This window comes from Mycobacterium sp. NTMscope_MAC_269 (assembly GCF_976985695.1).
Map to the genome: position 1 here is coordinate 1,487,288 of NZ_OZ335668.1, position 23,364 is coordinate 1,510,651.

General features: G+C 70.3%; 1 protein-coding gene (running past one end of the window). It reads left to right on the forward strand.

Going from position 1 to position 23,364, the window contains the following annotated elements; all coding sequences use genetic code 11:
- Window positions 1-23,364, forward strand: the 5' portion of a protein-coding gene (locus tag ACZ50Z_RS07090) for a non-ribosomal peptide synthase/polyketide synthase (RefSeq protein WP_464482899.1). The gene runs 7,842 nt beyond the window's last position; 23,364 of the gene's 31,206 nt are visible here — the first part of the coding sequence; the start codon lies at window positions 1-3; its stop codon lies beyond the right edge, outside the window.

Below are 23,364 nucleotides of genomic sequence, written 5' to 3' on the forward strand. Positions count from 1 at the left end.
GTGGGGCGTGGTGGTGACCGGGCACTCCCGGTGACGCGAGGCCAGCTCGATATCTGGCTGGCACAACAGACCGGCCACTTCGACGTGGCGTGGCAGCTTGGTGTGCTGGTCCGCATCGACGGGGCGATCGACCCCGGTCTGTTGCATCAGGCTATGCGACACGTGGTCAACGAGGCCGAGAGCCTGCGGGCTTCGTTCTTCGAGGCCGATGGCCAGGTTTTCCAGAAGGCGGTCGACTACGACGATGTCGACTTGGTCTTCTACGACCTGACCGAATCGCAGGATCCGGAGCGGGAAGTCCGGGAGACCGCGGCATCGATCCAGCGAACGCCGATGGCGCTCACCGGCCCGATGATCAAATTCGCTTTGTTCCGTACGGGTCCCGACGAGTACTACTGGTTCACCGTCTGCCATCACATCGCCATCGACGGCATGGGCATTGCGCTGACGGGTCGACGGATCGCCGCCGTCTACTCCGCGCTGGCCGCCGGCAAGCCGGTTCCCCCCGCCTTCTTCGGCTCCCTGCAGGACCTCGTCAGCGGCGAGCTGGAATACGAAGCGTCCGCCAAATTCCGTGAAGATCAAGAGTATTGGGCCGGACACCGTCCCGCGGGCAGCGGGGCGGACTATCCGGCGCCGGCGCTCGATGACGGGCGAGACCCGTATTCGCCCTCTGCGCCGGTGCAATTGGATCAGTCCGTGGTCGGCAGAGTCAAAGAGGTGTCCAAAACGCTGGGCATCCGTCGATCATCGGTACTCACCGCGGCCTGCGCGCTGCTGGTGCGGGGCTGGTGTTCCGACGGTTCAAACGAAGTCGTGCTCGACTTTCCGGTCAGCCGGCGCGTTGACCCTGAGTCCAAGACACACCCGGGCATGCTCGCCGGGGTGGTGCCCCTGGTGCTGGAGGCCTCGCCGGACACCACGTTCGCCGACTTTTGCCGGCATGTCGACCGACGCTCTCGAGAGGCGTTGCGGCATCAGCAATTCCCGACGCGCACGCTGGACGGCGAGGGCGAATTCAACGGCCCGAGGCAGGCGCCTAATCGGGTGGTCGTCAACTTCGTCCCGGCCCGCCTCACCCTCAGCCTCGACGGTGTCCCGGCGACCGCGACCTACACGAGCTTCGGCCCGGTAGGTCACTTCGGACTGTTCTTCCTCGGATTCGGTGACCAGCAGTTCCTGAGCACGGTCGGTACCGGGCAACCGTTCTCGAATTTCGACGTCGCGGATTTGGCCGAACGGCTGCAGCGCGTGCTGGCGACCATGGTCGCCGACCCGGGCCGGCGCCTGTCGTCGTTGGATGTGCTCCGCACCGCGGAGCGCGCCCGCCTCGAAGAGCTTGGTAACCAAGAGGTTTTGCGCCTGCCGCCGAGCACGCCGGTGTCGGTGCCGGAGATGTTCGCCACCCAGGTGACGCGGACACCCGAGGCCGTGGCGCTGGTCTGCGATGGACGATCGGTGACGTACCGCGAGCTCGATGAGGCGTCGAACCGGCTGGCGCATTTGTTGACGCGCCTGGGCGCGGGACCGGGCGAGACTGTGGCGCTGATGTTTTCGCGCTCGCCCGAGGCCGTCGCGTCCATCCTGGCGGTGCTCAAAACCGGCGCGGCCTACCTGCCGATCGACGCGTCGTCGCCCGAGTCGCGGATCGGGTTCATGCTCGACGACGCCAAACCCGTCGCCGCGCTGAGCACCGTCGACCTGGCCGACCGCTTCGACGGCCACGACGTGACCGTCGTCGATGTCAACGACTCCCGCATCGACGCCCAGCCCGTCGATGCCCTGCCAGCGCCCGGTCCGGACCATGTCGCCTACCTGATCTACACCTCGGGCACCACCGGCGTCCCCAAAGGCGTTGCGGTCACTCATCGCAACGTGACGCAGCTGTTGGGAACTCTGGATGCCGGCCTGCCGCCGTCGGGGGTGTGGTCGCAGTGCCACTCGTATGCGTTCGACGTCTCGGTCTGGGAGATCTTCGGCGCGCTGCTGCGCGGCGGGCGGCTGGTCGTCGTGCCCGAGTCGGTGGCGCGCTCCCCGCAGGACTTCCACGCCCTGCTGGCCGCCGAAGACGTCAGCGTGTTGACCCAGACCCCGTCGGCGGTGGCGATGCTGTCGCACGAGGCGCTGGACTCGGTGTCGCTGGTGATGGCCGGGGAGGCCTGCCCGCCCGAGGTGGTGGACCGCTGGGCGCCGGGACGGGTGATGGTCAACGCCTACGGCCCGACCGAGACGACCATGTGCGTGGCGATCAGCGCGCCCCTGACGAAGGATTCCGGGACCCCGCCGATCGGTTCCCCGGTGGACGGCGCGGCGTTGTTCGTGCTCGACGGCTGGCTTCGTCCGGTGCCGCCCGGCGTCGTCGGCGAGTTGTATGTCGCCGGCGACGGCGTGACCAACGGATACATCGGCCGGACCGGGGTGACCGCGTCGCGCTTCGTGGCGTGCCCGTTCGGCGAGGCGGGCGAGCGTATGTACCGCACCGGCGATTTGGCGTGCTGGGGCGACGACGGGCAGCTGCAGTACTTCGGCCGCGCCGACGAGCAGGTCAAGATCCGCGGGTATCGCATCGAACTCGGCGAAATCCAGGCGGCGCTGGCCGCGCTGGACGGCGTGGACCAGGCCGTGGTGATCGCCCGCGAGGACCGCCCGGGCGACAAACGCCTGGTCGGTTACGTCACCGGGATCGCCGACCCGGCCGAGGCACGCACCGCGCTGGCCGAACGGCTCCCGGGCTACATGGTGCCGGCGGCGGTGGTCGGGCTCGACGCGCTGCCGCTGACACCCAACGGCAAACTCGACTCCCGCGCGCTTCCGATGCCCGAATACAGCACGGGCGAATACCGTGCCCCGGGCAACGCGGTCGAGGAGATCCTGGCCGGCATCTACGCCGAGGTGCTCGGGATGCAGCGCGTCGGCGTCGACGAGTCCTTCTTCGAGCTGGGCGGCGACAGCATCCTGTCGCTTCAGGTGGTCGCGCGGGCGCGCGCGGCGGGCCTGACCTGCCGGCCCCGCGACGTGTTCGTCGAGCAGACCGTGGCGCGGCTGGCCCGGGTGGCCGGAGTGAGCGACGGGGCGGCGGAGGTGGCCGACGAGGGCGTCGGGCCGGTGCTTTCCACCCCGATCATGCGGTGGCTGCAGGGCGCGGAGAAGGACGGCCCGGTCGATCAGTTCAACCAGACTGTGATGGTGCAGGCCCCCGCGGGCGTGACCGCCGCCGACGTCTCAATCATGTTGCAGGCCTTGGTGGATCGCCACGCCATGCTTCGGCTGCGCGTCGATCGCGACGACGCCGACGGCTGGTCGTTCCACATCCCCGAACCGGGCTCGGTACGGGCCGACGACTGCCTGCTGTCGGTGGATGCGCTGTCCGACGAGGCGCTGCTCGGCGCCCGCGCGCGGTTGAATCCGTCCACCGGTGCCATGCTCAGCGCGTTGTGGGTCGAGTCCACAGGGCAGTTGACGGTGATCATCCACCACCTGGCCGTTGACGCGGTGTCCTGGTGGATCCTGTTGGAAGACCTCAACATTGCGTGGGCGCTGCACAGCGCCGGACACCCGGTCGAGCTGCCGCCGGCGGGGACGTCGTTTGCCCGCTGGGCGACACTGTTGAACGAGCACGCGCGCCACCCCGACGTGGTCAGCCAGCTGAACGCCTGGAAGAAGGTGACGGCGACCCCGGCCGCGTTGCCCGCGGCGCGCCCCGACGTGGACACGTACGCCAGCGCCGGGCGCTTGTCGGTCGAGCTGGACGCCGAGACGACCGGGATGCTGCTCGGCGAGGTACCGACCGCTTTCCACGCCGGGATCCAAGACATCCTGTTGATCGCCTTCGGGCTGGCATGGGCGGAATTCCTGGGTGACACCGGCGCCCCCATCGGCGTCGACGTCGAGGCGCACGGGCGTCACGAGGAACTCGGCACCGACATCGACCTGTCCCGCACCGTCGGCTGGTTCACCACCAAGTACCCGGTGTCCCTGGCGGTAGCCGGACTGCGTTGGGCGCAAGTGGTTTCCGGCGACACCGCGCTGGGCCCCGTGATCAAACACGCCAAGGAGCAGCTGCGCGCGCTGCCGGAGCCGCTGACCTTCGGGCTGCTGCGTTACCTCAACACCGACGTCGACCTCGCCGGGCCCGACCCGTCGATCGCGTTCAACTACCTGGGACGTCAAGGCGCAGCGCCTGATTCGGCGAACGAGGGCTGGAGCATCAGCCAGGACGGGCTGTCGTTGATCGGCGCGGCCGCGGCGGTGCCCATGCCGCTGATGCACACCGTCGAACTCAACGCCGGCACCATCGACACCGGCGCCGGCCCGCACCTGCACGCCGAATGGACTTGGGCGCCATCGGTTCTCGATGCCACACAGATCACCCGGTTGAGCCGGCTGTGGTTCGAGGCCCTGACCGGAGTCTGCGCGCACGTCCGCTCCGGCGGCGGGGGTCTGACCCCGTCGGACATCGCTCCGGCCCGCCTGAGCCAGCAGCAGATCGACGAGCTGGCGCGGCAACACCACATCGCCGACATCTTGCCCCTGACCCCGCTGCAGCAGGGTCTGCTGTTCCACTCCAGTACCGCGCAGGGCGGCGACGACATGTACGCGGTCCAGCTGGATTTCACCCTCACCGGACCGCTCGATCCCGATCGTCTGCGCGACGCGGTGCACACCGTCGTCAACCGGCACCCCCACCTGGCGGCCCTGTTCTGCGAACAGTTCGACGAGCCCGTGCAGATCATCCCGGCCGATCCCGTGGTCCAGTGGCGGTACCTCGAGGTCGACGGCGCCGGTGACACCGACGAGCGGATCGAGCACCTGTGCGCTTCCGAACGCGCCGCGGTGTGCGACCTCGCCGGGCAGCCGGCGTTCCGGGCCGCGCTGATCCGCACCGCGGACCGTCGCTTCCGGTTCGTGCTGACCAACCACCACATCCTGCTCGACGGCTGGTCGCTTCCCATCCTGTTGCGCGAGATCTTCGCCGGCTATTACGGGCAGCGGCTGCCCGCCGCCGGCTCCTACCGGGCCTTCCTCACCTGGTTGGCCGAACGCGACCTCGACGCCTCCCGCGAGGCGTGGGGAGAGCTGTTGTCCGGCTTCGAAACTCCCACCCTGGTCGCGCCCGAGGACCGGTTGGGGCAGGGGCGCCGGGGATTTGAAAAGTCCCGCGTGCCCGCGCCGACCACCCGCGCGCTCGGCGAGCTGGCACGCTCGCACCACACCACGCTGAGCACCGTGCTGCAGGCCGCGTGGGCGTTGGTGCTGACCTCGCTGACCGGTCAGCACGACGTCGTCTTCGGCACCCCGCGATCGCGGGTCGGCCAGCTGGAGGTCGACGACGCGGAATCGATGGTCGGGCTGCTGATCAACACCGTGCCGGTGCGCGCGAACATCACCGCGACGACCACCACCGCGGAGCTGCTCGCGCAGCTGCAGGGCAGTCACAACGACGCGCTCGAGCACCAGCACCTGGCGCTCAGCGAGATCCATCGTGTCACCGGCCACGACCAGCTTTTCGACACGCTCTTCGTCTACGAGAACTACCCGATCGACAGCGGCATGACGTTGGGCGACGACGGGCTGGCGATCGCCGAGTTCACCAACCGCGAGTACAACCACTACCCGCTGACGGTGGAAGCGCTGCCCGGCCGCGAACTCGGCCTGCACATCGAATTCGACGCCGACGTGTTCGACCCCGCCGGCATCGCGTCGCTCATCGAGCGCCTGCAACGCGTACTGGTGGCGATGACCGCCGACCCCGCCCAGCGGCTGTCGACGATCGACCTGCTGGACCGCGACGAGCGCGAACTGGTGCTGTCGACCATGGCCGGCGCCGGTGTGCGCGCGCCGGTCGGCGTGGCGCCGCAACTGCTGGCCGCGGCGGTCGCGAAGAACCCGGACGCGCCCGCGGTGGTCGACGGCGCGCGGGAGTTGTCGTACCGCGAACTCGACGAATGGTCAACGCGGTTGGCGCGCAAGCTGATCGATACCGGCGTGGGCCCGGAGCGTGCCGTCGGCGTCGCGATCGACCGCTGCGCCGAGCTGGTGGTCGCCTGGTGGGCCGTCGTCAAGGCCGGCGGTATCTATGCACCGGTGGATCTCGACCATCCCGTCGAACGCGTCGCCTCGGTGCTCGACGCCGTCGACGCGGTGTGCGTATTGACGTGCGGCACCGACGAGGTCGCCGGCGCCGGGACGCGGCCGATCGTGCGAATCGACGATCTCGATTTGTCCGGGCACTCGGCGCAGGAGATCACCGACGCCGACCGGCTCTCGCCGCTGCGCGCCGGCAACACCGCATACCTGATCTTCACGTCAGGCTCGACCGGCGTCCCCAAGGGCGTCGCGGTCGGCCACAGCGGCATGCTGGGCTGGGCCGCCGCCCAACGCGAGCTCTTCGGTCTGGGCGCGGACGCACGGGTGCTGATGGTCGCCTCGCCGACCTTCGACGCCTCGGTCGGAGAACTGTTGCTGGCCGCCGGATCTGGCGCGGCGCTGATCGTGGCGCCGCCGCAGGTGTACGCGGGGGAGGCACTGACCGCGCTGCTGCACAACCAGCGGGTCAGCGCGGCCATCCTGACGCCCACCGTGATCTCGACGCTGGACCGCGCCCGCCTGGACCGGCTGGACACGCTGGTCGCCGTCGGGGAGGCCTGCCTGCCCGAGCTGGTGGACGCCTGGGCTCCGGGCCGCCAGATGTTCAACGGCTACGGCCCGAGCGAGACCACCATCTGGGTCACCTGTGCGCGGCTGTCGGCGGGTGAGCCGGTGCGCATCGGCGCCCCCATTTCCGGCGTGTGCGCGCGCGTGCTCGACGCCTGGCTGAACCCCGTCCCGGTCGGCGTGGTGGGCGAGCTGTACCTGAGCGGGCCGGCCCTGGGGCAGGGCTACCTGGGCCGGATGGAGTTGACCGCAGAACGCTTCGTCGCCAACCCCTTTGGCGCCGCGGGCGAGCGCATGTATCGCACCGGCGACGTGGTGCGCTGGATGCCCGACGGAACTTTGGACTATCTGGGCCGCGCCGACAACCAGATCAAACTGCGCGGGCAGCGCATCGAGTTGGGCGAGATCGAGAACACCCTGCTGGCCTGCCCGCAGGTGACCCAGGCCGCCGTCACCGTGCAAGACAGCGCGACCGGCTCACACCTGGTCGCCTACGTGACGCTCGATCACGCCGCCACCACCGACCGGGACGTCGCGCAGGACGCCGATGACGTCCAGGAATGGCAGCACCTCTACGACGACCTGTATGGCGCCGACCTCGCGGCCACCTTCGGCGAGGACTTCCGCGGCTGGAACAGCAGCTACACCGGTGATCCGATCCCGCTCGAGGAGATGGTCGAATGGCGTTCCGCCACAGTCGATCGCATCATGTCCCTGCGGCCGCGGCGGGTGCTGGAGATCGGCGCGGGCTCGGGCTTGCTGCTCTCGCAGATCGCCCCACAGTGCGAACAGTATGTCGCCACCGACTTCTCGGCCGTCGCGATCGACAACCTGGCCCGCTCGATGGAGCAGCTGCGGTTGCCGTGGCGCGACCGCGTCGAGCTGCTGACCCAACCCGCCCACGTCACCGACGGGCTGCCGCGGGGGCACTTCGACACCGTCGTCCTCAACTCCGTCGTCCAGTACTTCCCCAACGCGGGATACCTGGCCCAGGTCATCGACAAGGCCATGGAGCTGTTGGCCCCCGGGGGTGCGGTCTTCATCGGTGACATCCGTAACCACACCCTGCAGGGCGCATTCCAGACCGCGATCGCGCTGGCGCGTGGAGACGCCGCCGACGCGGCCGCGATTCGCCAGCGCGTCCGCCACGCCATGCTGGGCGAGACCGAATTGCTCCTGGCGCCCGAGTTTTTCACCTCCTGGGCGGGCTCGCGCCCGGAGGCCGTCGGGCTCGACATCCGCGTCAAACGCGGAATGGCCGACAACGAACTGAACCAGCACCGCTACGACGTCGCCATCCACAAGACCCCCGCGGCGGTGCGTTCGGTGGCCGACGAGCCCGCCCTGACCTGGACGCAGTGTGACGGCCTGCGCGGGCTGCACGACACCCTGACCTCGCAGCGTCCCGCCGGCGTCCGCATCACCGACATCCCGCGCGCCGGGCTGATCACCGATGTCGGCGTCGAGGCCGCGCTGGCCGAGGGGCTGCCCCTGGCCGACGCGCTGGCCCAGGCCGACGCCGGCCCCGATGCCACCGTCGCCGAGGAATTGCATCGCCTCGGTGAGAGCGCCGGATATTACGTCGCCGTCACCTGGGGCGCCCAACCCGGAACTCTCAGTGCGGTTTTCATCGCCCGCAGCGATCCCGACGACCAGTCCGTCTCGGCGCTGACCGATCTCTACCTGGCGCCCGACGGGGCCCGGCGGCGCACCAGCTACGCCAACGACCCCCGCACCAACACCAAGGTCGGTGAGGTGCGTGAACGGTTGAGTGCCTGGCTGCCCGAGTACATGGTGCCGACACACATTGTGGCGCTTGAAGAATTCCCGATGACTACCTCGGGCAAGCTCGACCGCAAGGCCCTGCCCGCGCCCGACTACCAGGACGCCGATCGGTACCGCGCCCCGGCCACCGCCGTCGAGGAGATCCTGGTCGGCATCTTCGCCCAGGTGCTCGGCCTGGAACGGGTTGGTGTCGACGACTCGTTCTTCGACCTGGGTGGCGATTCGCTGTCCGCGATGCGCCTGATCGCCGCGGTCAACACCAGCCTGAACTCCGATCTCGGGGTGCGCGCCGTGTTCGAGGCGCCCACCGTGGCCGAGTTGGCCCTTCTCAGCAGCGGAGACGCCGACCGCCCGGACCCGCTGGTGGCGGGCGAACGCCCCGCGGTGATCCCGCTGTCCTTCGCCCAGACCCGGCTGTGGTTCATCGACCAGTTCCAGGGCGCCTCGCCGATGTACAACATCACCGTGGCGCTGCGGCTGCGCGGGCAGCTCGACGCCGACGCGCTGGCCGCGGCGCTCGCCGACGTCGTGGGCCGCCACGAAAGCCTGCGCACGGTGTTCGCGTCGACCGACGGAATTCCGCAGCAGGTGGTGGTTCCCGCCGAGCGGATCGGGTTCGCCTGCGACGTCATCGACGCGCGCGGGTGGCCGGAGGACCGGCTGCGGGAGGCCATGGCTGTCGCCGCCCGGTACACCTTCGACCTGTCAAACGAAAGCCCCCTGCACACCGAGCTTTTCAGCGTCAGCGACGACGAGCACATGCTGGTGGTGGCCGTGCACCACATCGCCGCCGACGGTTGGTCGATCACCCCGTTCGCGCGTGACCTCGGCATCGCCTACGCGAGCCGCTGCGCGGGACAGGAACCCGACTGGGCGCCGCTGGCGGTGCAGTACGTCGACTACACGCTGTGGCAGCGTGCCCATCTCGGCGACGTGGACGACCGCGACAGCCGCATCGCCGCCCAGCTGGACTACTGGGCGGACACCCTGGCCGGTCTGCCCGAGCGCCTACAGCTGCCCACCGATCGGCCCTACCCGCAGGTCGCCGACCACCGCGGCGCCCGGTTGGCGGTGGATTGGCCGGCCGAGCTACAGCAACAGGTCCGCCGGGTGGCGCGCGAGCACAACGCCACCAGCTTCATGGTGATCCAGGCCGCGTTCACCGCGCTGCTGGCCAAGCTCAGCGCCAGTACCGATGTGGCCGTGGGCTTCCCGATCGCCGGGCGTCCCGAACCCGCCCTCGACGAGCTGATCGGCTTCTTCGTCAACACCTTGGTGCTGCGGGTCGACACGGCGGGGGACCCGACCTTCGCCGATCTGCTGGCCCAGGTGCGCCGGCGCAGCCTGGCCGCCTTCGAGCACCAAGACGTGCCGTTCGAACTGCTGGTGGAGCGGCTCAACCCGACCCGGAGCATGGCCCATCATCCGCTCGTCCAGGTGCTGCTGGGCTGGGAGAACTTCCCCGGGGAGGTCACCGCCCCCGCCGCCGGACTGGCGCTGGGAGATCTGCGGGTCACCCCAATGCCGTTGCACACCAACACTGCTCGAATGGATCTGACCTTCTCGCTGGCCGAACGCTTCACCGAATCCGGTCAGCGCGCCGGGATCGCGGTGACGGCGGAATACCGCACCGACGTCTTCAACGCGGACACCGTCGAGGCGATGATCGACCGACTGCAGCGGCTGCTGGCCACGGTCACCGCCGAGCCGGAGCGGCGCCTGTCGTCGGTGGATCTGCTTGACACCGCCGAGCACACCCGACTGGCGCGGTGGGCCAACGAGGCGGTGCTGACCGAGCGCATGGAGCCGGTGACGGTGGTCGAGTTGTTCGCGGCGCAGGTGGTGCGCACTCCGGATGCGGTGGCGTTGACCTTTGGGGATGGGTCGATGACGTATCGCGAGCTCGACGAGGCGGCCAATCGGTTGGCCCATGTGTTGGCCGATCACGGTGTGGGTGCGGGTGTGTTTGTGGCGCTGCTGTTTTCGCGCTCGGCTGAGGCGATCGTGGCGATTCTGGGGGTGCTGAAGTCGGGGGCGGCGTATTTGCCGATTGATCCCGCGCTGCCGGGGGCGCGGGTGCAGTTCATGCTGGCCGACGCCGCGCCGGTGGCCGCGGTCACCACCGCGGAGCTGGCCGACAGGCTGGGCGGGTTCGACCTGACGGTCATTGACGTCGCCGATCCCGCGGTGGCCATCCAGCCCTGCACGCCGCCCCCGGCGCCGGCCCCGACCGATTTGGCTCACCTGATCTACACCTCGGGTACCACTGGTGTGCCCAAAGGTGTTGCGGTGACTCAGCATAACGTCGCGCAGCTCTTCGATGACCTGCGCATCGGTGTCGCGTTGTCGGATGAGCAGGTGTGGACGCAGTTCCATTCGTATGCGTTCGATTTTTCGGTGTGGGAGATCTGGGGGGCGTTGCTGCACGGTGGGCGCCTGGTGGTGGTGCCCGATTCGGTGGCTCGCTCGCCCGAGGAGTTCCACGACCTATTGGTGCGCGAACGTGTCAGCGTGCTGACCCAGACCCCGTCGGCGGTGGGGCTGCTTGCCACCGAGGGGCTGGACGCGACGGCGTTGGTGATCGGGGCCGAGCCGTGCCCGCCCGAGCTGGTGGATCGCTGGGCGCCGGGTCGGGTGATGGTCAACGTCTACGGACCGACCGAGACGACGATGTGGGCGTGCAAGAGCGCACCGCTGCGGGCGGGGTCGGGGTTCCCGCCCATCGGTTCGCCGGTGAGCAGGGCGGCGTTCTTTGTGCTCGACGAGTGGCTGCGCCCGGTGCCCGCCGGCGTGGTCGGCGAGCTCTACCTGGCCGGCGAAGGCGTGGGCGTCGGCTATTGGCGGCGCCCCGGACTCACGGCGTCGCGGTTCATGGCCTGCCCCTTCGGGCAACCCGGCACCCGCATGTACCGCACCGGCGACCTCGTCTGCTGGGGTGCCGACGGCCAACTGCGCTACCTCGGCCGCGCCGACGAACAGGTCAAGGTCCGCGGCTACCGCATCGAACTCGGCGAGATCCAGGCCGCGCTGTCCGCGCTCGATGGGGTCGAGCAGGCCGTCGTCGTCGCGCGCGAGGACCGTCCCGGCGACAAGCGCCTGGTGGGTTATGTCACCGGCACCGCCGAGCCCGCCCGCGCGCGCGCCGCTTTGGCGGAGCGCCTCCCGGGCTACATGGTCCCCGCGGCGGTGGTGGTGCTCGACGCGCTGCCGATGACCGTCAACGGCAAACTCGACACCCGCGCCCTGCCCGCCCCCGAATACCGCAACGCCGATCACTACCGCGCCCCGAGCAGCGCCGTCGAAGAAATCCTGGCCGGCATCTACGCCCAGGTCCTCGGCATCGAGCGGGTCGGCGTCGACGACTCGTTCTTCGACCTCGGCGGCGACTCGCTGTCCACCATGCGCCTGATCACCGCGGTCAACACCGCGCTGGAAACCGACCTTGCGGTGCGCGTCGTCTTCGAGGCGCCCACGGTCGCCCAGCTGGCCCCCCGCATCGCGGAGAGTTCGGGCCGGCTGGAACCGCTGGTGGCGGGGGAGCGGCCGGCGGCGGTCCCGTTGTCGTTCGCGCAGAACCGATTGTGGTTCATCGACCAATTCCAGGGTCCCTCACCGCTGTACAACATGGCGGCGGCCCTGCGGCTGCGCGGGCAGCTCGACACCGAGGCTCTGGGCGCGGCGCTGGCCGACGTGGTGAGCCGCCACGAGAGCCTGCGCACTTTGTTCCCGTCGCACGAAGGCACGCCCCGGCAGGACGTCGTGCCCGTCGAGCACGCCGAATTCGGCTGGGACGTCGTCGATGCCACCGGATGGCCGGCGAGCGAGCTGGATTACGCCGTCAAGGCGGCGACACGCCACACCTTTGACTTGGCGGCCGAAATCCCGATTCGTGCACGGCTTTTCACGGTCGCCGAGGACGAGCACCTGCTGGTGATTGTGGTACACCACATCGCCGCGGACGGCATGTCGCTGACGCCGCTGGGCGCCGACCTGAGCCTGGCCTATAACAGCCGGTGCGCCGGACGTCCCCCCGGCTGGGCCGACTTGCCGGTGCAGTACATCGATTACACGCTCTGGCAACGCACCCAGTTGGGTGACCTCGAGGACGGCGACAGCCGCATCGGCGCTCAGCTGGCGTACTGGGAGCGCGCCTTGGCCGGCATGCCCGAGCGGCTCGAGCTGCCCACCGATCGCCCCTACCCGCCGGTGGCCGATCAGCGCGGCGACAGCGTCGTCGTCGACTGGCCGGCCGAGCTGCAGCAGCAGGTGCGCCGGGTGGCTCGCGAAAACAATGCGACCAGCTTCATGGTGGTGCAGGCCGCGCTGGCGGTGCTGCTGTCGAAGGTCAGCGCGAGTTCCGATGTCGCGGTGGGCTTCCCGATCGCCGGCCGGCGCGACCCCGCGCTCGATCAACTGGTGGGCTTCTTCGTCAACACCCTGGTGCTCCGCGTCGACCTGGCCGGCGACCCCAGCTTCACCGAACTGCTGGAACGCGTCCAGGCGCAGAGCCTGGCGGCCTTCGAACATCAGGACGTGCCCTTCGAGGTGCTGGTCGAGCGCGTCAACCCGACCCGGAGCCTGACACATCACCCGCTGGTGCAGGTGATGCTGGCCTGGCAGAACTTCGCCGGCCACGATGACCCCGCCGCCGGTCTGGCGCTGGGCGACCTCGACGTGACTTCCGTACCCGTGGAGGACCAGTCGGCGCGCATGGACCTGGTGTTCTCCCTCGCCGAGCGGTGGACCGAGGACGGCCAGGCCGCCGGCATCGGCGGGCGCGTGGAATTCCGCACCGACGTGTTCGACGCGGCGACCATCGAGACGCTGATCGGACGCTTGCAGCGGGTCCTGACCGCGATGACCGCCGACCCCGCCCACCCCTTGTCATCGGTGGACCTGCTCGACGACGTCGAGCATGCCCGCTTGCAAGAGCTTGGCAACAACGCGGTTTTGACCCGGCCGGCACCAGCGACGGTGTCGGTGCCGGAATTGTTCGCCACACAGGTGGCCCGGGCACCGGAGTCCGTGGCGCTGGTGTGCGACAGCCTGTCGGTGACCTACCGGGAACTGGACGAGGCCTCCAACCGGTTGGCGCATTGCCTCGCCTCCGCGGGCGCGGGCCCGGGACAGACTGTGGCACTACTGTTTTCGCGATCCGCCGAGGCCGTCGCGTCGATCCTGGCCGTGCTCAAAACCGGCGCGGCCTACCTGCCGATCGACCCGTCCTCACCGGACTCGCGCATCGAATTCATGCTCGGCGACGCCACCCCGGTCGCCGCGGTCACCACCGCAGCGCTGGCCGAGCGGTTCGACGGCCGCGGCGTGACGGTCATCGACGTCGACGACCCCCGCATCGATACCCTGCCCGAAACTGGCCTTCCCGCGCCGGGCACTGACGGCGTCGCCTACCTGATCTACACCTCGGGCACCACCGGCGTCCCCAAAGGTGTTGCGATCACCCACCGCAACGTCACCCAGCTGCTGGGATCGCTGGACGCCGGACTGCCTGCCGCGGGCGTCTGGTCGCACTGCCACTCGCTGGCGTTCGACGTCTCCGTGTGGGAGATCTTCGGTGCCTTGCTGCGCGGCGGGCGGCTCGTCGTCGTCCCCGAGCCCGTGACGGCGTCCCCACAAGACCTGCACGACGTCCTGGTCGCCAAGGACGTCAGCGTGTTGACCCAGACCCCATCGGCGGTGGCCATGCTCTCGCCAGAGGGGCTGGACTCCGTGTCACTGGTGATGGCGGGTGAGGCCTGCCCCGCCGAGGTCGTCGACCAGTGGGCGCCCGGACGGGTGATGGTCAACGCCTACGGACCCACCGAGACCACGATGTGCGTGACCATCAGCGCACCGCTGGAGGCCGGGACCGGGCCGGTCCCCATCGGCTCCCCGGTCCCCGGGGCGGGGCTGTTCGTGCTCGACGACTCGTTGCGACCGGTGCCGCCCGGGGTCGTCGGTGAGCTGTACGTCGCCGGATCCGGGGTGGCCGCAGGATATGTCGGCCGGCCCGGCCTGACCGCGTCACGGTTCGTCGCCTGCCCCTTCGGCGGCGCCGGAACCCGCATGTATCGCACCGGCGACCTGGTCCGCTGGGACACCAGCGGCCAACTGCAATGCCTCGGCCGCGCCGACGAACAGGTCAAGATCCGTGGCTACCGCATCGAACTCGGCGAAATCCAGTCCGCCCTGGCCGGATTCGACGGTGTCGCGCAGGCGGTCGTCGTCGCGCGCGAAGACCGCCCTTCAGACAAGCGACTCGTCGGCTACGTCACCGGCAGCGCCGACCCCGGCCAGCTGCGCGCCGCGCTGACCGAACGGCTGCCCGCCTTCATGGTGCCCGCCGCGGTGGTCCGGCTCGACGCCATTCCGTTGACGCCCAACGGCAAACTCGACACCCGCGCCCTGCCCACACCGGAATACACGGCCGGTCAGTACCGCGCCCCGGAAACGCCCACCGAGGAAATCCTGGCCGGCGTCTACGCCGGGGTGCTCGGCGTCGAGCGGGTCGGGATCGACGACTCCTTCTTCGATCTGGGCGGCGACAGCATCTCCGCGATGCGCCTGGTCGCCGCGATCAACGCCAGCCTGGACACCGGCCTTGCCGTGCGCGTCGTGTTCGAGGCCCCCACCATCGCCCAGTTGGCGCCCCGAGTCGGCGAGGGCGGCAGCGGGCTGGACCCGTTGACGGCCGCCGAGCGGCCCGCGGTGGTGCCGTTGTCGTTCGCGCAGAACCGGTTGTGGTTCCTGGACCAATTGCAAGGTCCCTCACCGGTTTACAACATGGCGGCCGCGCTGCGGTTGGACGGGCCGCTCGACGCCGACGCGCTGGGCGCCGCCCTGGGCGACGTGGTGGCCCGCCACGAGAGTTTGCGGACGGTGTTCGTCGCCCCCGAGGGACTGCCGCAGCAGGTGGTGGTCCCCGCCGACAAGGCAGACTTCGGGTGGGAGGTCGTCGACGCCGGCGCCTGGTCGACAGACCAACTGGAGGAGGCGATCGGCGCCACCGCACGCTACACATTCGATCTTTCGGCCCAAATCCCCTTGCGGGCAGAGCTTTTCCACATCCGCGACGACCGACACGTGCTGGTGGCCGTGGTTCACCACATCGCCGCCGACGGAATGTCGCTGGCGCCGCTGGTCCGTGATCTGGGGTTGGCCTATGCCGGAAGGCGCGACGGGCGCGCCCCCGACTGGGCGCCGCTGTCGGTGCAATACGTCGACTACACGCTCTGGCAGCGTGCGCAGTTCGGCGGTCTCGACGATCCCAACAGCCGCATCGCAGCCCAATTGGCGTACTGGGAAGACGCGCTGGCCGGCATGCCGGAGCGGTTGCCGCTGCCCACCGACCGGCCCTACCCGATGGTCGCCGACCAGCGCGGCGCCACGGTCGAGATCGACTGGCCCGCCGAGCTGCAACAGCGGATCGCCGACGTGGCCCGCCAACACCACGCCACCAGCTTCATGGTGGTCCAGACGGCCCTGATGGTGCTGCTGTCGAAGGTCAGCGCGAGTTCGGATGTGGCGGTGGGCTTCCCGATCGCCGGGCGGCGCGACCCCGCGCTCGACGAGCTGGTCGGGTTCTTCGTCAACACCCTGGTGCTGCGGGTCGATGCGGCCGGCGATCCCACCTTCGCCGAGCTGCTGTCCCAGGTGCGCCACCGCAGCCTGGCCGCCTACGAGCACCAGGACGTGCCCTTCGAGGTGCTGGTGGAGCGGCTCAACCCCGCCCGCAGCCTGACCCATCACCCCCTTGTTCAGGTGATGCTGGCCTGGCAGAACTTCGCCGGCCAGGAAAGCGGCCCCGCCGCCGGGCTGTCCCTCGGCGATGTCGACGTCACCCCCATTCCGGTGGACACCCACACCGCCCGAATGGATTTGACGTTCTCGATGGGCGAACGCTGGAGCGACACAGGTGAACCCGCCGGAATCGGCGGCACCGTGGAATTCCGCACCGACGTCTTCGACCCGGACAGCATCGCGGCGCTCATCGACCGGTTACAGCGGGCGCTCCTGGCGATGACCGCCGACCCCACGCGGGAGTTGTCGTCGGTGGACCTGCTCGACGACACCGAGCACGCCCGGCTGGACGCCCTCGGCAACCGCGCGGCGCTCACCGGCCCGGCGACCGAGACCGACTCGATCCCGGCCCTGTTCGCCGCGCAGGTGGCCCGCACCCCGGACGCCGTGGCGCTGGTGTGCGACGGCCACTCGATGACCTACCGCGAGCTCGACGAGGCGTCGAACCGGCTGGCGCACCTGCTGGCCGGTCGCGGTGCGGGCCCGGGACACACTGTGGCGCTTGTGTTTTCGCGCTCGACCGAGGCCATCGTCGCGATCCTGGCCGTGCTCAAGTCCGGGGCGGCCTACCTGCCGATCGATCCGGCGCTGCCGGCCGAGCGGATCGGGTTCATGCTCTCCGACGCCGCACCGCTCGCCGCGCTCACCACCGCCGGTCTCGCGGACCGGCTCGACGACCATGACGTCACGGTCATCGAGGTCGACGACCCGGCCCTCGACACCCAGCCCGCAACCGCCTTGCCGACCCCAAAACCGGGCCAGCTCGCCTACCTGATCTACACCTCGGGCACCACCGGAGTCCCCAAAGGCGTTGCCGTCACCCATCGCAACGTGACCCAGCTGCTGGCGTCCGGGGGCTCGGGGCTGCCGCGCACCGGCGTGTGGTCGCAGTGGCATTCGCTGGCCTTCGACGTCTCGGTCTGGGAGATCTTCGGCGCCCTGTTGCAGGGCGGGCGCCTGGTCGTGGTTCCCGAATCCGTGGCGCGGTCACCGGAAGACCTGCACGCATTGCTGATTTCCGAACAGGTCAGCGTGCTCAGCCAAACCCCCTCGGCGGCCGGCGCGCTCTCGCCTGCGGGCCTGGAATCGGCCACCTTGGTGGTCGCCGGCGAGGCTTGCCCGGCCGAACTCGTGGACCGCTGGGCGCCCGGCCGGGTGATGATCAACGCCTACGGCCCCACCGAGGCCACGGTCTACGCCGCCATCAGTGCGCCGCTACAAGCAGGCTCACCCGGGGTGGTGCCGATCGGCTCCCCGGTGCCCGGTGGCGCGTCGTTCGTCCTCGACGAATGGCTGCGTCCGGTGCCGCCCGGCGTCGTCGGCGAGCTGTACGTCGCGGGCGCCGGTGTGGCCTGCGGTTACTGGAAGCGGGCCGGCCTGACCGCGTCGCGGTTTGTGGCCTGCCCCTTCGGGGCGCCCGGATCGCGCATGTACCGCACCGGCGACCTGGTGCGCTGGCGCGCGGACGGGCAACTGGACTACCTCGGCCGCATCGACGAGCAGGTCAAGATCCGCGGCTACCGCATCGAACTCGGCGACGTGCGGGCCGCGCTGGCCTGGGTGGACGGCGTCGAGCAGGCCGTCGTCGTCGCCCGCGAGGACCGGCCGGGGGACAAGCGCCTCGTCGGTTACGTCACCGGCACTGCCGACCCGGCCGCGGTCCGCGCCGCGCTGGCAGAAAGGCTGCCCGGCTACATGATTCCGGCCGCCGTGGTCGTCATGCAGGCGCTGCCGCTGACCCCCAACGGCAAGCTCGACACCCGCGCGCTGCCCGCGCCGGAATACTCCGACGCCGACCAATACCGCGCCCCCGACACCGCCGTGGAAGAAATCCTGGCCGGCATCTACGCCCAGGTGCTCGGGCTCGAGCGGGTCGGTGTCGACGACTCCTTCTTCGACCTTGGCGGCGACAGCATTTCGTCGATGCAGGTGGTGACGCGGGCCCGTGCCGCCGGCCTGGTGTGCAAGACCCGCGACATCTTCGTCGAGCAGACCGTGGCCCGGCTGGCCCGCGTGGCCGAGGTGATCGACGCCGACGCCGCCGTGATCGACGAGGGCGTCGGACCGGTGGCCGCCACCCCGATCATCCGCTGGCTGCACGGTGTGCAAAGCGTTGGCGGACAAGTCGATCAGTTCAACCAGGCCATGCTGGTCCAGGCGCCGGCCGGCGTCTCCGAGGCCGACGTGGTGACGGTGCTGCAGGCCCTGCTGGATCGCCACGCCATGCTGCGACTGCGCGTCGATGACCACGGCGTCGAGGGCTCCGGCGAATGGTCGCTGACGGTGCCCGAGGCGGGCTCGATCGATGCCGCCGAGTGCCTGCACGTCGTGGACGAATTGTCCGACGCGGCGGTCATCGAGGCGCGGTCGCGGTTGAACCCGGCCGCCGGGGTGATGCTGAGCGCGCTGTGGGCCGGCGCCACCGGCCAGCTCGTGGTGATCGTCCACCACCTCGCCGTCGACGGCGTTTCGTGGCGAATCCTGTTGCAGGACTTGAACATCGCCTGGGCCCAGCATCACAGCGGGCGGCCGGTCGAGTTGCCCGCCGCGGGCACCTCGTTTGCCCGATGGTCATCGCAGCTGGCCCAGCGTGCACACCACCCCGACGTCGTCGATCAGGCGGAGCGCTGGGCCAAGGCCGCGGCGACCCCGCCGGCCCTGCCCGCGGTGTGCCCCGACGTGGACACCTTCGCCACGGCCGGACACCTCTCGATGGACCTGGACGCCGAAACCACCGCGATGTTGCTCGGCGAGGTGCCGGCGGCGTTCCATGCCGGCGTCCAAGACATCCTGCTGATCGCGTTCGCGCTGGCGTGCGCGGAATCCTTCGGCAGCCGCACGGCCATCGGCATCGACGTCGAAGGCCACGGCCGGCACGAGGAACTGGGCCGCGACATCGACCTTTCCCAGACCGTCGGGTGGTTCACCACCAAGTACCCGACGGCGCTGCATGCGGACGGAATCTCGTGGGGGCAGGTCCTCACCGGCGGCGCCGCGCTCGGCGCCGCGCTCAAAGCCGCCAAAGAACAACTCCGGGCGCTGCCGGACCCGCTGACCTACGGGCTGCTGCGCTACCTCAACCCCGAGATCGACCTGGACGGCGCCGAACCGCCGATCGGGTTCAACTACCTGGGGCGCCAGGGCGGCACGAGCGAGCTCACCGCGGACATGTGGCGGCCCGAGCCGGACGGCTGGTCGATCACGCGCGCCGCCACCTCGATACCCATGCCGCTGATGCACACCCTCGAACTCAACGCGGTCACCGTCGACTCCGCGGACGGCCCACGGCTGCACGCCAACTGGACCTGGGCACCGTCGGCGCTCGACGACGAGCAGGTCACCCGGCTGGGCCGGCTGTGGTTCGAGGCGCTGGTCGGCATCTGCGCCCACGTGAGTTCCGGCGGCGGCGGATTGACACCGTCGGACATCGCGCCCGCGCGCCTGAGCCAACAGCAGCTCGATCAGCTTGCGCGGCAACACCATATCGCCGACGTGCTGGCGTTGACCCCGGTCCAGCAGGGACTGTTGTTCCACGCCAACACCGCACCGGCGACCGACGACCTGTATGCGGGACAGCTGAACATCAGCATCGCCGGCCCGCTCGACCCGGACCGCCTGCGCGACGCGGTGCACACCATGATCGCCCGGCATCCGAACCTGGTGGCCCGCTTCTGCGACCGCTACGACGAGCCGGTCCAGATCATCCCGGCCGACCCCGCGCCGGCCTGGCAGTACATCGAACTCGACGGCCACACCGATAACGACGAGGCGATCCAGCGGCTGTGCGCCGCCGAGCGTGCCGCCGTCTGCGGCGACCTCGCCGAGCAGCCCGCGTTCCGAGTGGCGTTGGTGCGCACCGCATCCGAGCGCTACCGGCTGGTCCTGACCAACCACCACATCGTGCTCGACGGCTGGTCGATGCCGATCCTGCTGGGCGAGATCTTCGCCGCCTACTACGGCCAGCGGCTACCGGCGGCGGCGCCCTACCGCAGCTTCGTCGGCTGGCTGGCCGAACGCGACCCCGACGCCGCCCGCGCGGCCTGGGGCGAGGTGTTCGCCGGCTTCGACACCCCCACCCTCGTCGGGCCCCAGGACCGCACGGAGCTCGGGCGGCAAAGCGTCGAGACGTTCGCGCTGCCCGCCGATCTCACCCGGGCCGTCGCCGACCTGGCGCGCTCCTGCCACACCACCGTCAACACGGTGCTGCAGGCCGCCTTCGCGCAACTGCTGTGCGGGTTGACCGGCCAACGCGACGTCGTCTTCGGCACCACGGTGTCGGGCCGGCCCGCCGAAATCGCCGGCGCGGACACCATGGTGGGTCTGCTGATCAACACCGTGCCGGTGCGGGCGAACATCACCGCAGCCACCACCACCGCCGATCTGCTGGACCAGCTGCAGGGCGCCTACAACCACACGCTCGACCACCAGCACCTGGCGCTCAACGAGATCCACCGCATCACCGGGCAGGACACGCTGTTCGACACGCTGTTCGCCTACGAGAACTACCCGATCGACGCCAGCGCCCTGTCGGGCAACCACGAACTCGCCGTCACCGACATCACCAGCCGCGAATCCACCCATTACCCGCTGACGGTGCAGGCCCAGCCGGGGCAGGAGATGCGGCTGCAAGTCGAATACGACACCGACGTCTTCGACGCGGCACGGATCGCGACGCTGATCGAACGACTGCAGCGGGTGCTGACCGTGATGACCGCCGACCCCGCGCGGCCGCTGTCATCGATCGACGTGCTCGAGCCCGCCGAACACGACCGCCTGGACGTGTGGGGCGACCGCGCGGTCATGACCCGGCCCAGCACGCCGGCGTCCATCCCGGAGTTGTTCACCGCCCAGGCGGCGCGCGCGCCGCACGCGCCGGCGGTGACCTTCGAGGGGCGGTCCATCACCTACCGCGAGCTCGACGAGCGCTCGAACCGGTTGGCGCACTTGTTAATTGACCGCGGCGCGGGCCCCGGCGAGTCCGTGGCGCTGCTGTTCGGAAAGTCGGCCGACGCGATCGTGGCCATCCTGGCGGTGCTGAAGACCGGCGCGGCCTACCTGCCGATCGACCCCGCCCTGCCGGCGGCCCGCATCGAATTCATGCTCGGCGACACCGCGCCCATGGCCGCGCTCACCGTCGCCACGCTCGCGGACAAGCTCGGCCACCCCGACCTGGCGGTCATCGACATCCACGACCGCGCCGTGGCCCGACAGCCCGCCACCGCGCTGGCGGCGCCGGCACCCGAACACGTCGCGCACATCATCTACACCTCCGGAACCACCGGCATGCCCAAAGGCGTTGCGGTGAGCCACCACAACGTGACCCGGCTGTTCGACGCGCAGACCGTCGGCGTCCAGCTGTCGGCCGACCAGGTGTGGACCCAGTTCCACTCGTATGCCTTCGACTTCTCGGTGTGGGAGATCTGGGGTGCGCTGCTGCACGGCGGGCGCCTCGTGGTGGTCCCCGATTCGGTGGCCCGCTCGCCGATGGACTTCCACGCCCTGCTGGTCGCCGAGAAGGTCACCGTCTTGAGCCAAACGCCGTCGGCGGTGCGGATGCTGTCACCGCAGGGCTTGGATTCCGCGGCGCTGGTGATCGGCGCGGAGCCCTGCCCGCCGGAACTGGTGGACCGCTGGGCGCCCGGGCGGGTGATGGTCAACGTCTACGGCCCGACCGAAGCCACGATCTTCTCGTCGACGAGCACGCCGCTGGCCGCGGGTTCGGGCGCGCCCCCGATCGGCTCGCCGGTCCCCGGGGCCGCGCTGTTCGTGCTCGACGGGTGGCTGCGCCCGGTGCCGGCGGGCGTGGTCGGCGAGCTGTACGTGGCCGGCCGCGGCGTGGGCTACGGGTATGTGCGCCGCGCCGGTTTGACCGCGTCGCGGTTCGTGGCCTGCCCGTTCGGCGAGCCGGGATCGCGGATGTATCGCACCGGCGACCTGGTGTGCTGGAGCGCGGACGGGCAGCTGCAGTACCTGGGCCGCGCTGACGAGCAGGTCAAGATCCGCGGCTACCGCATCGAGGTCGGCGAGGTGCGCTCGGCGCTGGCCGCCCTCGACGGGGTGGACCAGGCCGTCGTCATCGCCCGCGAGGACCGTCCCGGCGACAAGCGCCTCGTCGGCTACCTCACCGGCGCCGCCGACCCGGCCGACGCCCGCGCCCAGCTGGCCGAGAAGCTGCCGGCCTACATGGTCCCGGTGGCGGTGGTGGCGCTCGACGCGCTGCCCATGACCGTCAACGGCAAGCTCGACACCCGGGCCCTGCCCGCGCCGGAATACTCCGCCGCCGGGTATCGCTCGCCGACCACCCCCACCGAAGAGATCCTGGCCGGCATCTACGCCCACGTGCTCGGCGTCGAGCGGGTCGGCGTCGACGACTCCTTCTTCGATCTGGGCGGCGACAGCATCTCGGCGATGCGCGTCATCGCGGCGATCAACAGCGCCATGGACACCGGCGTTCCCGTGCGCGTCATCTTCGAGGCGCCCACCGTCGCCCAGCTGGCGCCGCGCATCGGGGAGGACACGGGCCGGCTCGAGCCGCTGGTGGCGGGCGCGCGCCCGGCGGTGATCCCGCTGTCGTTCGCCCAGAGCCGGCTGTGGTTCCTCGACCAGCTGCAGGGACCGTCCCCGGTCTACAACATGGCCGCGGCACTGCGGATGCACGGGCGGCTCGACGCGCCGGCGCTCGGCGCGGCGCTGGCCGACGTCGTGGCACGGCACGAGAGCCTGCGGACGGTGTTCGCCGCGCCAGAGGGCTCACCCCAGCAGGTGGTGCTCCCGGCCGAGCGGGCCGACTTCAGCTGGCGCACGGTCGACGCCCGCCGGTGGTCGGCCGCCCGGCTACGCGAGGCCATCGACATCGCCGCCGCCGAAACCTTCGACCTGGCGACCCAAATCCCGTTGCGCGCTTCGCTTTTCCGCGTCGCCGAGCACGAACACGTGCTGGTGGCCGTGGTGCACCACATCGCCGCGGACGGCTGGTCGCTGCGGCCGCTGGTGCGCGACCTGGGCATGGCCTACGCCAGTCGTTGCGCCGGGCAGGCCCCCGACTGGGAGCCGCTGCCGGTGCAATACGTCGACTACACCCTGTGGCAGCGCGACCAGTTCGGCGAACTCGCCGACACCGGCAGCCGC